This window comes from Variovorax sp. LjRoot290, from assembly GCF_964253985.1.
In the GTDB taxonomy this organism is placed as follows: domain Bacteria; phylum Pseudomonadota; class Gammaproteobacteria; order Burkholderiales; family Burkholderiaceae_C; genus Variovorax.
Genome location: NZ_CAXURW020000001.1, coordinates 881874 through 895386, shown reverse-complemented (window position 1 = coordinate 895386; position 13513 = coordinate 881874). Strand labels below are relative to the sequence as shown.

The 13513-nt window shown below is 67.6% G+C and carries 14 protein-coding genes; 4 read left to right on the top strand and 10 right to left on the bottom strand.

The features are described 5' to 3' along the window. Positions 1-5 precede the first annotated feature (5 nt). The 6 genes from ACSQ9A_RS04545 to ACSQ9A_RS04520 form a co-directional block, all read right to left on the bottom strand. Positions 6-896, bottom strand: coding sequence for a M48 family metallopeptidase (locus ACSQ9A_RS04545; RefSeq protein WP_436302834.1), 891 nt, complete (start codon positions 894-896; stop codon positions 6-8). Positions 897-905: 9 nt separating this feature from the next. Then, positions 906-1661, bottom strand: coding sequence for a lysophospholipid acyltransferase family protein (locus ACSQ9A_RS04540; RefSeq protein ID WP_093109469.1), 756 nt, complete (start codon positions 1659-1661; stop codon positions 906-908). Further along, the gene (gene gmhB, locus ACSQ9A_RS04535) at positions 1661-2242 is read right to left on the bottom strand and encodes a D-glycero-beta-D-manno-heptose 1,7-bisphosphate 7-phosphatase (protein ID WP_093109468.1); all 582 of its coding nucleotides are present in this window, start codon (positions 2240-2242) and stop codon (positions 1661-1663) included. The genes ACSQ9A_RS04540 and gmhB overlap by 1 nt, the downstream gene beginning before the upstream one ends. 10 nt (positions 2243-2252) lie before the next feature. Continuing rightward, positions 2253-4403 carry a glycine--tRNA ligase subunit beta gene (glyS, locus tag ACSQ9A_RS04530; protein ID WP_436302833.1) on the bottom strand — a complete coding sequence of 717 codons (2151 nt, stop codon included), beginning with the start codon at positions 4401-4403 and terminating at the stop codon, positions 2253-2255. Positions 4404-4406: 3 nt separating this feature from the next. Beyond that, complete coding sequence (glyQ, locus tag ACSQ9A_RS04525; protein WP_093109466.1) at positions 4407-5312, bottom strand: glycine--tRNA ligase subunit alpha; 906 nt, start codon at positions 5310-5312, stop codon at positions 4407-4409. Between the two features lie 238 nt (positions 5313-5550). Next, a complete protein-coding gene (locus ACSQ9A_RS04520) occupies positions 5551-6621 on the bottom strand; it encodes an asparaginase (protein WP_436302831.1) in 1071 nt (356 codons plus the stop codon). Positions 6622-6850: 229 nt separating this feature from the next. Between ACSQ9A_RS04520 and ACSQ9A_RS04515 the strand changes: the two genes are divergently transcribed. Continuing rightward, positions 6851-7486: a TetR family transcriptional regulator C-terminal domain-containing protein gene (locus ACSQ9A_RS04515; protein ID WP_436306254.1), complete on the top strand. Its 636-nt coding sequence runs from the start codon at positions 6851-6853 to the stop codon at positions 7484-7486. Here ACSQ9A_RS04515 and ACSQ9A_RS04510 read toward each other — a convergent pair. From ACSQ9A_RS04510 to ACSQ9A_RS04495, 4 genes are read right to left on the bottom strand one after another with little or no spacing between them, the layout of a single operon-like run. Next, entirely contained in the window at positions 7483-9207 is a 1725-nt protein-coding gene (locus ACSQ9A_RS04510) for a SagB/ThcOx family dehydrogenase (RefSeq protein WP_436302830.1), read from the bottom strand. The genes ACSQ9A_RS04515 and ACSQ9A_RS04510 overlap by 4 nt on opposite strands. 25 nt (positions 9208-9232) lie before the next feature. After that, positions 9233-9433 (bottom strand): DUF6494 family protein, encoded by a 201-nt coding sequence (locus ACSQ9A_RS04505; protein WP_093109463.1) that lies wholly within the window; start codon positions 9431-9433, stop codon positions 9233-9235. A gap of 19 nt (positions 9434-9452) precedes the next feature. Beyond that, positions 9453-10106 (bottom strand): 2OG-Fe(II) oxygenase family protein, encoded by a 654-nt coding sequence (locus ACSQ9A_RS04500; protein WP_436302829.1) that lies wholly within the window; start codon positions 10104-10106, stop codon positions 9453-9455. A gap of 18 nt (positions 10107-10124) precedes the next feature. Further along, positions 10125-10787, bottom strand: a complete 663-nt coding sequence (locus ACSQ9A_RS04495) for a redoxin domain-containing protein (RefSeq protein WP_436302828.1) — start codon at positions 10785-10787, stop codon at positions 10125-10127. Positions 10788-10963: 176 nt separating this feature from the next. Here ACSQ9A_RS04495 and ACSQ9A_RS04490 point away from each other — a divergent pair, with 176 nt between their 5' ends. From ACSQ9A_RS04490 to ACSQ9A_RS04480, 3 genes are all read left to right on the top strand, one after another. Beyond that, positions 10964-11551: an NAD(P)H-dependent oxidoreductase gene (locus tag ACSQ9A_RS04490; protein WP_436302826.1), complete on the top strand. Its 588-nt coding sequence runs from the start codon at positions 10964-10966 to the stop codon at positions 11549-11551. Between the two features lie 32 nt (positions 11552-11583). Continuing rightward, positions 11584-12450, top strand: a complete 867-nt coding sequence (locus tag ACSQ9A_RS04485) for a creatininase family protein (RefSeq protein ID WP_093109459.1) — start codon at positions 11584-11586, stop codon at positions 12448-12450. A 67-nt stretch (positions 12451-12517) separates the two neighbouring features. Next, positions 12518-13513: an ABC transporter substrate-binding protein gene (locus ACSQ9A_RS04480; RefSeq protein ID WP_244503970.1), complete on the top strand. Its 996-nt coding sequence runs from the start codon at positions 12518-12520 to the stop codon at positions 13511-13513.

The window sequence follows — 13513 nt, the reverse complement described above, 5'->3', positions numbered from 1 at the left end:
CCGGTTCACCACGGCGGAACCGGGTGCTCCTTGAGCTGCTGCCGCAGCGCGCCGTAGTCCGGCAGCACGCTCTCCACCGTCTCCCAGAAGCGCGGGCTGTGGTCCATCACGCGCAGGTGGCTCAGTTCGTGCGCCACCACGTAGTCGATCACCGACATCTTGAAGTGCACCAGCCGCCAATGCAGGCGGATCGCGCCGTCGGCGCTGGCGCTGCCCCAGCGCGTGGAGGCGTTCGACAGCGCCAGCTTGCGCCAGGCCACGCCGAGGCGGGGCGCAAAGTGGTCGAGCCGCTCGGTGAAGACGCGCCGCGCCTGGCGCATGAGCCAGGCTTGCGCGGCATCGCGGATCTGGGCCTGATTGGCGTTGTTCGCCAGCGCGAGGCGCAGCGTGTGCGGCGCAATGCCCGCCCCCGCATCGAGCATGGCGCCGATGCCGTCGAAGGCATGGTGCGGATCGAGCCGCACCACCACCGGCTCGCCGAGAAAGGGAAAGCTGACGCCGTCCTTCCACTCGATGCGCGCCGCTTCCAGCCGCGCATGGCGCTGCTGCGTCTCGGACAGCTTGCGCAGGATCCAGTCGGCCTTCTCCTTCACCGCGGCATCGACGTCGCGCAGCGCCACCCAGCGCGGCGCGCGCACCGACAGGCCCTCGGCACCGACCACGAAGCCGATGGTGCGGCGCTTGCCGCGCGTGAACTCGTAGGCCACGCGGGCGTCGCCCAGCACGAGCTCGCGCGTGGCGCGCGGATGGACGAAGCTGGCCGGGCTCATCGCATCGGCCAGCGGGATCGCAGGCGGGAAGACGGTGCCCGCCGGCGCTTGTTCGACGGCGGGCGCAGGCGCAGGCGGCGCAGGCTCGTCGAACAGGTCGAGCGTGAACTGCAGCAGGCTGCGCATGGCCGGGCCTCAGGCCGAAACCGTCTCGGTCGAGACGTAGGCCTCGGGATCGAGCCGGCGCATCTCGCCCTCGATCCAGGCCTCGACCTCGCGCATCAGCTCGTCGGGCCGGCGCCCGACGCTCGAAATGGCCGGGCCGATCGAGACATCGACCACGCCCGGGCGCTTGATGAAGGCCTTGCGCGGCCAGACCTTGGCCGAGGTCACGGCGATCGGGATCACCGGCACGCCGGTCTCGCACGCGAGCCGAGTGCCGCCGGTCTTGTAGACGCCCTGCCGGCCGCGCGGAATGCGCGTGCCTTCGGGAAACATGATGATCCAGATGCCCTGCGCCAGCAGCTCGCGGCCCCGCGCGACGACCTTGTTGAAAGCCTGCGTGCGCTGGCTGCGGTCGATGTGGATCATGTCGAGCCGCGCCATGGCCCAGCCGAAGAAGGGCACGTAGATCAGTTCCCTCTTGAACACGAAGGCCAGCGGATGCGGCATCAGCGTGGGCATCAGGAAGGTCTCGAAGGTCGACTGGTGCTTGACCAGCAGCACGCAGCCGGCGAGCTTGTCCTGCGGCAGGTTCTCCATGCCGCTCACGCGCGTCTTGATGCCCAGCAGCAGCCGCGCGCCGCCGATGGCCCAGCCGAGCCAGCGCGCGGCCATCCAGTACAGCGGAATGCCGCGCTTCCAGAGCGAGCTGACCACCATGATGATGCCCCAGGGGATCACCGTGACGAGCATCCACAGCGCGTGGACGAGAGAGCGAAGGAAGGCCATCAGACGGCCACCTGCAGGGTGGCCTGCTGCTCTTCGCGTTCCAGCAGGAAGTCGACGAAAGCCGCCAGATCGTCGTGGACCTGCGTGTTCGGCGGGTACTCGGGCGGCAACGGCGTCACGCCGCGGCAGGCCGCGCCCATGCCGGTCAGCAGCAGGTGCGGCTCGCAGCCGGCGGCCGCGCCGGCCTGCATGTCGCGCAGGCTGTCGCCCGCAACCGGCACGTGGGCCAGGTCGACGCCATAGCGCTCACCGATCTGGTGGAACAGGCCAGGCTTGGGCTTGCGGCACTCGCAGCCCTCGTCGGGGCTGTGCGGGCAATAGAACACCGCATCGACGCGGCCGCCCACCGCGGCCAGCATCTTGTGCATCTTGGCGTGCATGGCGTTGAGCGAAGCCATGTCGAACAGTCCGCGGCCGAGCCCGGACTGATTGGACGCGATCACGACGTGCCAGCCGGCGTGGTTGAGCCGCGCAACCGCCTCCAGCGCGCCGGGCAGCGGCGTCCATTCGATGTCGCTCTTGACGAAGTCCTCGCGGTGCACGTTGAGCGTGCCGTTGCGGTCCAGGATGACGATTTTCATGGCGTGCCGATCAGGTGGCGAGGCGCTCGAGCTGCGCCACGCGGTTCATCGCCGCATGCAGCAGCATCAGGAGGCCGAGTCGGTTGAGGCGCAGGTCGGACTGCTCGGCATTGACCATCACGCCGTCGAAGAAGGCATCGACCGGCTCGCGCAGCGCGGCCAGGGTTTGCAGCGAGGCGGTGTAGTCGCCGGCGTCGAACTGCGCATTGGCCACGGGCACGACCTTCTGCATCGCGGCATGGAGCGCCTTTTCGGCCGGCTCCAGCAGCAGCAGCTCGCTCACGTGCGCATCGGCTTCGGGCGACTTCTTGAGGATGTTGCCGATGCGCTTGTTGGCCGCCGCCAGCGCGGGCGCCTCGGGCAGCGCGGCAAAGGCGCGCACGGCGGCCAGCAGCTTGGGCACCTCGCCGAGGCGCTGCGGCTGGGGCGCCAGCACGGCGTCGACCTCCTGGGCGCTGGCGCCCTGCTCGCGCAGGCTGCCGGCCAGGCGGTCGTAGAGGAAGGCTTCAAGCGCCTCGGTCGGGTCGGCGAGCGCGGCTTCGCCCGCCTTCGGCGCGAAGGCGGCGAAGGCCTGGCCGAGCAAGGCGCGCAGTTCGATCGGCAGCTGGCGCTCGATCAACATGCGGATCACGCCCAGTGCATGACGGCGCAGCGCGAAGGGATCGCGGTCGCCGGTGGGCAGGTTGCCGATGCCGAACATACCCACCAGGGTCTCGAGCTTGTCGGCCAGCGCGACCACGATGCCGACGGGGTTGCGCGGCAGCTCGTCGCCCGCGAAGCGCGGCTTGTAATGGTCTTCGACCGCATCGGCCACCGCGGGCTCGAGCCCGTCGTGCAGCGCGTAGTAGCGGCCCATGGTGCCCTGCAGCTCGGGGAACTCGCCGACCATGTCGGTCACCAGGTCGGCCTTGGCCAACTGGGCGGCCTGCACCGCGTGCGGCGCTAGCGTGCTGTCGTGCGACGCGGCGCCCAGCTGCTCGCCGATGGCGTGCGCGATGCGCATCACGCGCTGCACGCGTTCGCCCTGGGTGCCCAGCTTGTTGTGATAGACCACCTTGGCCAGCGACTCGACGCGCGAGGCCAGCGATTTCTTGCGGTCCTGGTCGAAGAAGAACTTGGCGTCGGCCAGCCGCGGGCGCACCACGCGCTCGTTGCCGCCGATCACCGCGCCGGCATCGTCGGGCCGGATATTGCTGACCACCAGGAACTTGTGGGTGAGCCGGCCCGCGGCGTCGAGCAACGGAAAGTACTTCTGGTTGGCCTTCATCGTGAGGATGAGGCACTCCTGCGGCACATCGAGGAACTCGCGCTCGAACTCGCACACCAGAACGTTGGGGCGTTCGACCAGCGCCGTGACTTCGTCGAGCAGCGCGTCGTCGTCGATCGGCTGCGAGCCGGTGCCGACCGTCAACGCCGCCTCGGCCAGCTGGCGCGCGATCTCGAAGCGGCGCGCCTCGAAGCCGGCGATCACGGCGCCTTCGTCGGCCAGTTGCGCCGCATAGCTGTTGGCGTCGCGCAGCACAATCGGATCGACCTGCGCCTCGAAGCGGTGGCCATGCGTTTCGCGCCCGGCCGAAAGGCCCAGCGCCTCGACCGGAACCACCGTGTCGCCATGCAGCGCCACCAGCCCGTGGGCCGGACGCACGAAGCTCACGCTGCTCCAGCCGGGCAGCTCGCAGCCGGTCTCGAGCTGGTAGCTCATGACCTTGGGGATCGGCAGCTTGGCGATGCTCTCGGCCAGCGCCTTCTGCAGCCCCTCGGCCAGCGTCGCGCCGCGGGCGGTGCTTTCGAAGAACAGGGCTTCGGCCTTGCCGTCCATCGCGCGCTTGAGGCCGGGCACGGCCGAGGCGTCGGCGCCCAGCGCGGCGAGGCGCTTGAGCAGTGCGGGGCTTGCGTTGCCGGAGGCATCGAGCCCCACCGTCGCCGGCATGAGCTTCTGCGAGACCGCGCGGTCGGCGGCCTGCCCCAGGACGTTCGTGAGGTGCGCCGCGAGGCGCCTCGGCGAGGCGTAGGCGGTGAGCACCGAGCCGGCATCGGCCAGGCCCTGGGCCACCAGCTGGTCGCGCAGCACGCCGGCGAAGGCGTCGCCGAGCTTCTTCAGCGCCCTGGGAGGAAGTTCCTCGACGAAGAGTTCGACGAGCAGGTTGTTCTTGGAGGTCATCGCTCAGGCCGCCTTCTTCGAGATCTCAGCGACCCATTCGCGCGGCGCCATCGGGAATCCGAGCCGTTCGCGGCTTTCGTAGTAGCTCTGCGCGACGCTGCGCGCGAGATTGCGGATGCGGCCGATATAGGCCGCGCGTTCGGTCACGCTGATCGCGCCGCGCGCGTCCAGCAGATTGAAGCTGTGGGCCGCCTTGAGCACCTGCTCGTAGGCCGGCAGCGCAAGCTTTTGTTCCATCAGGTATTTCGCCTGCTTCTCGTGCGCGGCGAAGGCGGTGAACAGGAAGTCGGCGTCGCTGTGCTCGAAGTTGTAGGTCGATTGTTCGACCTCGTTCTGGTGGTACACGTCGCCATAGCTGATGCCGGGCGCCCATTCCAGTTCGTAGATGCTTTCCTTGCCCTGCAGGTACATCGCGAGCCGCTCCAGCCCGTAGGTGATCTCGCCGGTGATCGGCCTGCAGTCGATGCCGCCGACCTGCTGGAAGTAGGTGAACTGCGTCACCTCCATGCCGTTGAGCCAGACCTCCCAGCCCAGGCCCCAGGCACCGAGCGTCGGGTTCTCCCAATCGTCCTCGACGAAACGGATGTCGTTCTTCTTGAGATCGAAGCCCAGCGCTTCGAGCGAGCCGAGGTAGAGCTCGAGGATGTTGCTCGGCGCCGGCTTCAGCACGACCTGGTACTGGTAGTAGTGCTGCAGGCGGTTCGGGTTCTCGCCGTAGCGGCCGTCCTTGGGGCGGCGGCTCGGCTGCACGTAGGCAGCTTTCCAGGGCTCGGGGCCCAGCGCTCGCAGGAAGGTGGCGGTGTGCGAGGTGCCGGCGCCCACCTCCATGTCGTAGGGCTGCAGCAGCGCGCAGCCCTGGGCGTCCCAGTAGGACTGAAGCTTGAGGATGATTTGTTGGAAGGTCAGCATGGTGGGCCTGGTGGCCGGTCGGAGGCAGGCGGCTTCCGACGCGACGAACCGGTCATTTTAAGAGCGCCCAGACGCAGGAACGGCCGCAGGGCTTGCGCCACTGCGGCCGGTTGTGCGGAGCCAGGTGTCGCGCCTTCCTCCGCGGAACACCGCGGAACCGGCTTTGCCGGGCCGCTGGTGTTGCCCCCTCGAAGGGGGTTGGCGAAGCGACACGAAGTGCGCGAAGCCTGGGGGTGGGCTAATACTCCCAGAAGATGCGCTGGAGCTGCTTCGGATCGTTGGTCTTGGTGAGGGCCACCATTGCCAGGATGCGCGCCTTCTGCGGCTTCAGGTCGTGCGCGACCACCCAGTCGTACTTGTCGTCGGGCTGCTCGGCGTTGCGGATCACGAAGCCGTCGGACACGCGCGAGCTGCGGATGATCTGCACACCGTCGCCGCGCAGCTTCTGCAGCACCGGCACGATGCGGTCGGCCACCGAGCCGTTGCCGGTGCCGGCGTGGATCAGCGCCTTCACGCCGCTCTTGCCCAGCGCGTCGATCGCGGTGGCAGGTACGCTGCCGTAGCCGTAGACGATGTCGACCGCGGGCAGCGCCGTGATCTCGTCGATGTTGAACTCCGACTGCGTCGTGTGGCGCTTGACCGGCGCGCGGAACCAGTAGTTCTTGCCTTCGACGATCATGCCCAGCGGGCCCCACTGGCTCTTGAAGGCCTCGGTCTTGATGTTGACGACCTTGCTGACGTCGCGGCCGCTCTGGATTTCGTCGTTCATCGTCACCAGCACGCCCTTGCCGCCGGCATCCTTGCTGGCGGCGACGTTGACGGCGTCGAACAGGTTCAGCGCGCCGTCGGCCGAGAGCGCCGTGCCCGGGCGCATCGAGCCGACCACGATGATCGGCTTGGACGTGCGCACCACCAGATTCAGGAAGTAGGCGGTTTCCTCCAGCGTGTCGGTGCCATGGGTGATCACGATGCTGTCGACGTCGGCCTGCTTCGACAGCGCCGAAACGCGCTTGGCCAGCACCATCAGGTTGTCGTTGGTGAAGCTTTCCGAGGCGATCTGGAACACCTGCTCGCCGCGCACGTTGGCGACCTTGGAGATCTCGGGCAGGCCGGCGATCAGCTTGTCGACCGGCACCTTTGCGGCGGCATAGGTGGCGCTGTTGACGGCCGAGGCGCCGGCGCCGGCGATGGTGCCGCCGGTCGCGAGGATCACGACGTTGGGCAGGGATTGCTGGGCGTGCGCGATGGCGCTGGCGGCGACCAGCGCGGCGGCCGCCGCGAAGCTGCGGAAACGGGGGGCGAAGAACATGGAAGCTCCTGTTGGGGTGTGACTAACTTCACGAAGCCGCGAGACGATACAGGAAGCGTGCCACGCCGTCACAGCCCTGAAATGCCTTGTGTGCATGCGACGATGCAGGCCGCCCGGCAGCGCGCCGCGGGCGAGATCGGATCGAAGCGCTACCATCGCCACGGCGGCACAGCCCGCCCAAGCGATGACGAGCCCAACCCTTTCCCCCGCGCCCGTAGCGGCGCAGCAGATGCCGGCGCCGGACGGCCCGCTGTCGCGTGCCCGGCCGGGGCGCGAACGCATCCTGGCCGCGATCCGCAGCGCGGCCATCGCCGAATTCAGCCTGCATGGCCTGAAGGGCACTTCGACCCAGGCGATCGCGGCGCGCGCCGGCCTCACCAAGCCCCAGCTGCACTACTACATCGCCGGCAAGGAAGAGCTCTACGAAGAACTGCTGATGCAGGTGCTGCACGACTGGAAGGTGGTGTTCTCCTTCGAGGAGCATGCCAACGACCCGGGGGCCGTGCTGGGCGACTACATCCGCAAGAAGCTCGACCACGCCTTCGACAACCCCGAGATCTCGCGCATCTTCACGCGCGAAGTGCTCGACGGCGGCCGCAACCTCGAGCGGTACTGGCCCAACGCGCGCGCCTGGACGCAAAAGAAGGTCGACATCATCAACGGCTGGATCGCGCGCGGGCAGATGCGGCCGCTGGATGCGCGCCTGCTCTTGATGCACATCTGGGCGATGACGCAGAGCTACGCCGACTACGCGCTGCAGACGCGCGTGATGCTCGGGCTGCCGCCGGATGCGCCGATCGATCGCGAACCGATCGCGCGCGAGCTGGTGGCTTTCGTGCTGGGCGGCTGCGGGATCAAGGCTTAGTCCTTCTTGTCCTGCGCATGCGCACCGTAGGGCGCCAGCGTGGTCAGCCGGCTGTCCTGCACCGGGCCGCCAACCGTGAAGTGATAGAGCGACTGGAACTCCAGGTCGCTGAAGCCGAACACCTGGTGCACCGGGTCGTCGAAGAAGCAGCCGATGCCCGTGGCTCCGATGCCCGCCGCTTCGGCTTCCAGGTAGAGCACCTGCCCGATCACCCCGGTTTCCCAGAAGAGCGGGCGATAGAACCAGGGGCCGTGCGTGAACAAGGCGTCCCGATACTCGGCGATCATGCCGAGCGAAAAGACCCCGTCGCCCGCGATGTCCTGCGAGCAGCTCACTTGCGTCGCGAGCTGTCTCGCATCGCCGCTTTCCAGCCTGTGAAGGGGAAGGTCCGCCGGGCATCCAGGGGGCCTGGACCAGTCGAAGTGCCGATGCATGGCGCGCTTCAGCTTGTCCAGTTTGGCCGGGTCGCGGACGAGTACGTACAGCCCTGGGTCGAGCCCGTCCACCCGATGAACGAACAAGGCGAGGTGGATGCGCGGCTCCCAGGCCATGGCATCCCAGGGCAACGGCCGCCGGTTCGCCTCCAGTTCCACGCGCGGCATCACGCGCGCGAGCATGGCGTAGAAGCGCTCGGCCGTGATCGAGGTCCGGCCGTCGCAGGCCAGGAGGCTGCGCCGCTGGCGGATGATCCTGCCCGCCGACGGCCCGATCGGGAACGCTGCGCTTCGATGCGCCGGGGCTGGCGCGTCGAACAGGTCCAAGCCATCGCGCTCGCCGGTCGGTTGGCGTGAGGCGAGCGTCACCTCGTCGATGACGGCCCAGTCGACCGGGTCGTCGCGGCTGAGTCGGTTCGCCGTTCCGCACCAGTCTTGCTGCGTGAGCTCGCGCGCCAGCAGCGGATCCAGGCCGAGCGGCAACGCGCGCTGCGCGCCTGCACACCACCGCCCGGCCGCCTCGTTCGGCCAGACGAGCATGACGAGCTCCGGCTGTTCGCGCTCGGCGCCTGCGAAGTCCTCGGCCCGGTTCAGCCCCAGCAAGGCTTCGATGCTTTCATCGGCCAGGCCATGGAGCACGACAGCGCTCCATCCCAGGGTCCCGGCTGCGATGCGAAGCGTGCCGATGGCATGGCCCGCGTCGTGCTGGCAATAGCGGAACGCGCGTTCGCCGTACTTCCACGCTTCGCGCCAGTGGATGGACGAGAGTCCGACCAGAAAGGCCTCTGGGGGAAACTCTCGCATCAGCTGCGCGAACCACTCAGCGGAGGCGTTGGCACGCCGTTCCAGACCGTGCTCTCTCGGCGCGTAGTGGTACAGGCCGGGTGCCGGCGCCAGCCCGGGACACGCGCCGATCAGCAGGTAGCCCTCGGTGGGATGCAGGTTGCCGCTCGAAGGGTTGCTGCGCAGCGCCCAACGCGTGCCGCCCGCCTGCTTCCAGGCCGACAGCGCAAGCGCGTACTCGAACAGCCGCGACAGCGAGCGGACCATGACGGGCGCGCTCGGCACCGCGCCCCGACGATAGATCTCCTGGTAGCGAGGCGACACCGGCTCTTCGTCCGCGCCAAGGATGGGCAACTGCGTGAGCGGCGCCCCCTCGTAACGGCGGAACGGGTTGGGTTGGTTCACCCAATCCAGGGTGCCGGCGGAGCGCGCATAGCGGTGGAACTGGTGCTTGGTGCACTCGTGGTAGCGCAGCACCGCTTCGAGCTTGTCGGCGTCGTGCATCTCGGCGGTCGCCGGCGGCGGACGCTCAATTCAGCTTGATGTCGCCGTCGAACCCGACCTTGAGCCCCAGCGCCGGGATCTCCAGGGTCATGGTGGCAGCAAAGGTCTCGGCGCCGGTGCCGGCGGCGACGGCCTTCGCCACCGCCTGCTCGATTTCGCGCTGCGAGCTGACGCCGACCATCTTGAGGAACTTGCGAATGCTGAGGTTGAGTGTCTCGTCGTCCATCAGGATCTCCCGGTTGGTGTTACCAGAGCGGCTTGCTCAACTGCTGCGTGAACGAAGAGAACATCACGTTGAAGCTGACGCTGATTCGTTCTTCTTCGCTCAGGTTGGCATCGACGGAGTGCTCCAGGAAGGAGGGAAACATCAGAAGCGTTCCTTTGCGCACCTTGACCACCACCTGGTCGGTGTTGTCAGCAGTCAGTTCCACGACCGGGGGCCTGATGACGGCGGTCTGACGCCTCGGGTCATGAAAGTTGATGGCGTCGGCGCCCGGTGGGGTGCACACGTAGTAGACACCGCTCAGGAAATTGTTGGGGTGGCTGTGAATCTTGTGTGCGGCGCCCTTGGCCAGCACGGTGGCCCAGTAGGCCGTGATCTCGAAGGCGGCATCGCCGATTCGCAGAAATCGCAGAAATCGCAGGATGCTCGTGACGCCGCGACGGACACACGAAACCAGCTCGCGAAAGTCCTCGCGTTCATGCAGGGCCTGCCCCGACTGCCAGCCGCGGCCGGCTTCGAGCGGCGGCAGGCCGCGCCGCATGTCGGCCAGCGCTGCGAGGATGCTTCGTGCCAGCGCGTCGCGCAAGCCGGCCTCGAACTGGATTTTCCAGACCAGGCTGGGGAACATCGGAATGACATCCGAGGCTTCCATCCACCGGTTGCTTTCCTTGACCATGGCCGCGCCTCGTCAGCATCACAGGCTGCCGGCGGCGGCGATGATCTGCGCCGCGCTCGGGAAGATGCTGAGGCTGTTGGGCCCGTCGAGCGCCTCGATCTGTGCCCACGCGACGATGCCGGCTCCATCGACCAGGAAGTGGCCGGCGAGCTGAGTGGCGTGGTTCGCGAGGATCGCAGTATCGACTTCGTCGAGCTCGAAGCCGTCCATGGCGTTGAGGATGGCGTTGCTTGCCATCGGCTGCGTCGGTTCCGGCAGCTCGCCGGTCGGGTTGATGCGCGCGGCTTCGAATTCCGCCATGCTCGCACGCGAAGGCCATTCGGACCGCTCGCTGCTGCCTTCGGGCAGGAATTCGATGTGCGGCACGCCGAAGGCCTGGTGCGTGCGGCAATCCGGGTCGCTCAGAAGCATGATCGGCGTCGGGTGGTAGCGGAAGTACAGCCGGGCGCGTTCGAGCGGCGTGTTGATCACGGCCAGGGTCTCGACCCCGATGGCGCGCAGCGCAGGCTGCAGGGCACCGAGCTGCATCACCTGCCGCCGGCAGAACGGGCAGTGCAGCCCGCGGAAGAAGCCGATCAGGAACGGGCGACCACGCAGGTCGGCGAGAGAGACTGCGCCTTCGACATTGATCGCGGGAAGCGCGAACTCGGGCGCGGGTTCTCCAGGTTGCAGCGGGCGCATCGGGTCTCCCACGGCATGTTCCTTTGTTGTGCGTTCAGGCGAACGACGGAAATTCGACCGTATCACTTGTCGAAGGAAGGCACAACGAGCAAGACCACTCCCTCTTTCGGTGCGGGATCGCTGGCATGTCGCTTGCATAAGCTGACCACTTGCTCTGATTAAGCGGTCAAACACCCATGCGCGTGCTCGTCGTCTACTGCCACCCGGTCGAAACCAGCTTCCACGCCGCCCTGCACCAGGAAGTGCTGCGCAACCTGCGCGCGGCCGGGCACGAGGTGGACGATTGCGATCTCTACGCCGAAGGCTTCAATCCCGTGCTCTCGCGCGAGGAGCGCCTGGGCTACCACGAGGTGCCGAGCAACCAGTTGCCGCTCAGGCCCTACATCGAGCGGCTGCAGTGGGCCGAGGGCATCGTGTTCTGCTTTCCGACTTGGTGCTTCGGCCTGCCGGCGATGCTCAAGGGCTACTTCGACCGCCTCTTCATGCCGGGCGTGGCCTTCGACCTCAGCGACCCGGCCAACGTGAAACCGATGCTGACGCACATCAAGCGCATCTCGGCCGTCGTGACCTACGGCCGCCCGCGCTGGGTGGCCTGGTACATGGGCGACCCGCCGCGCAAGATCGTGACGCGCTACATGCCGCGCCTCACCGGCCGGCAGGCGCGCGTCGACTACCACGCGCACTACCACATGAACGTGGCGACCGAGCCCCAGCGGAAACGCTTCATGCAGCGCGTCGGCGACGCGATGGCGCGCTTCGCCTGAGCACACCCCCCTCTTCCCACACAGGACGCCCCATGCTCCACGGCTACATCCCGCCCCACCGCTTCCTGCCCTACCTGAGCTGGACCGAGATCGACGCGCTGCCCGACCGCGAGAACACGGTGATCGTGCTGCCCTGCGGCGCAATTGAGCAGCACGGGCCGCACCTGCCCTGTTCGGTCGACAGCGTGATTTCCTCCGGCGTGATGGGCAAGGCGCTCGAGCGCCTGCCGGCCGAGGTGCGCGCCTTCGCTCTGCCGACCATCACCTACGGCAAATCGGAAGAGCACCTGCACTTTCCCGGCACCATGACGCTGACCGGCACCACCTTGCTCTCGACCGTGACCGAGATCGGCGAGTCGGTCTACCGCGCCGGCTTTCGCAAGCTGCTGTTCGCCAACGGCCACGGCGGCCAGCCGCAGGTGCTGGAGATGGCCGCGCGCGAGCTGCGCCTGCGCCATGGCGACTTCGTGGTCGTGCCGCACGGCGTCTCGCGCCTGCCCAATGCCTCGAGCAGCCAAATCAGCGAACAGGAAAAGAAGCTGTCGATGCATGCCGGCCATTCCGAGACCGCGCTGATGCTCGCGCTCGCGCCCGACACGGTGCACATGGAACGTGCCGCGGCCAACTTTCCGCCGCCCTTCCCGATCAAGCTGCTGTCGGCCGACGGCCGCCCGGCCTGCGCCTGGACCGCGCGCGACTTCGGCCCGAGCGGCGTGATCGGCGACCCCACCAGCGCCACGCGCGAACAGGGCGAAGAGATCCTCGACACGCTCGCCGCGAGCTGGGTGCAGGCGCTGACCGAGCTCTACGCGCTGCGCTGGGTGGTGCGCGAAGAAGCCACCTGGGAGCGCGGGCACCAGCAGGGCTTCATCCAGTCCGCTTTCCAGCCCATTGCCTGAGGCCCGCTACTTGCATAGAGCGCCCGTTTCCATCGTTCTTTTTTTCCCACCGAGAGAGGTCCACACCATGCGCCACCATCCTGCTTTCCGCTTCGGTCAACTGGCTGCCGCAGCCGCCCTCGCCTTCGCTGTCGCCGCCCCGGCGCAAGCCCAGGACAAGTTCACCTACATGACGAACTGGTATGCGCAGGCCGAGCATGGCGGCTTCTACCAGGCAGTCGCGCAGGGCATCTACAAGAAGTACGGGCTGGACGTCACCATCAAGATGGGCGGCCCGCAGGTCAACATCACGCAGATGATGGCCGCCGGCCAGGCCGACTGCATCATGGGCTCGAGCGACATCCAGATGATGCAGGTGCGCGAAGGCGGCGTGCCGGTGGTCAACGTGGCGGCTTTCTTCCAGAAAGACCCGCAGGTGCTGATCGCGCACGACGACGTCAAGAAGTTCGAGGACCTGAAGGGCAAGACCATCCTGATCGGCTCGCAGGCCAACCGCGGCTACTGGCCCTGGCTGAAGGCCAAGTTCGGCCTCACCGACGAGCAGACGCGGCCCTACACCTTCAACATCCAGCCCTTCGTGGCCGACAAGAACACCGCGCAGCAGGGCTACCTGACCTCCGAGCCCTATGCGATCCAGAAGGCGGGCGTGAAGAGCACCGTGCTGATGTTCAGCGACCACGGCTTTCCGGCCTACGCGACCACGGTGTCGTGCATGGACAAGACCGTGAAGGAGCGCAGCAAGCAGGTGGCGGCCTTCGTCAAGGCCTCGGCCGAGGGCTGGAAAAGCTACCTGGCCGACCCGGCGCCGGCCAACGTGCTGATCAAGAAGGACAACCCCAACATGACCGACGACCAGCTGGCCTACAGCGTCGCCAAGCTCAAGGAGATGGGCATGGTCACCGGCGGCGATGCCGCGACGATGGGCATCGGCGTGATCACCGATGCGCGCGCCAAGGCGAGCTACGACTTCCTGGTCGCCGCCAAGCTGCTCGACCCGGCCAAGGTCGAGATCGCGAAGACCTACACGACCGAGTTCGTGAAGGACGCCAAGGTCCTGCCCTGA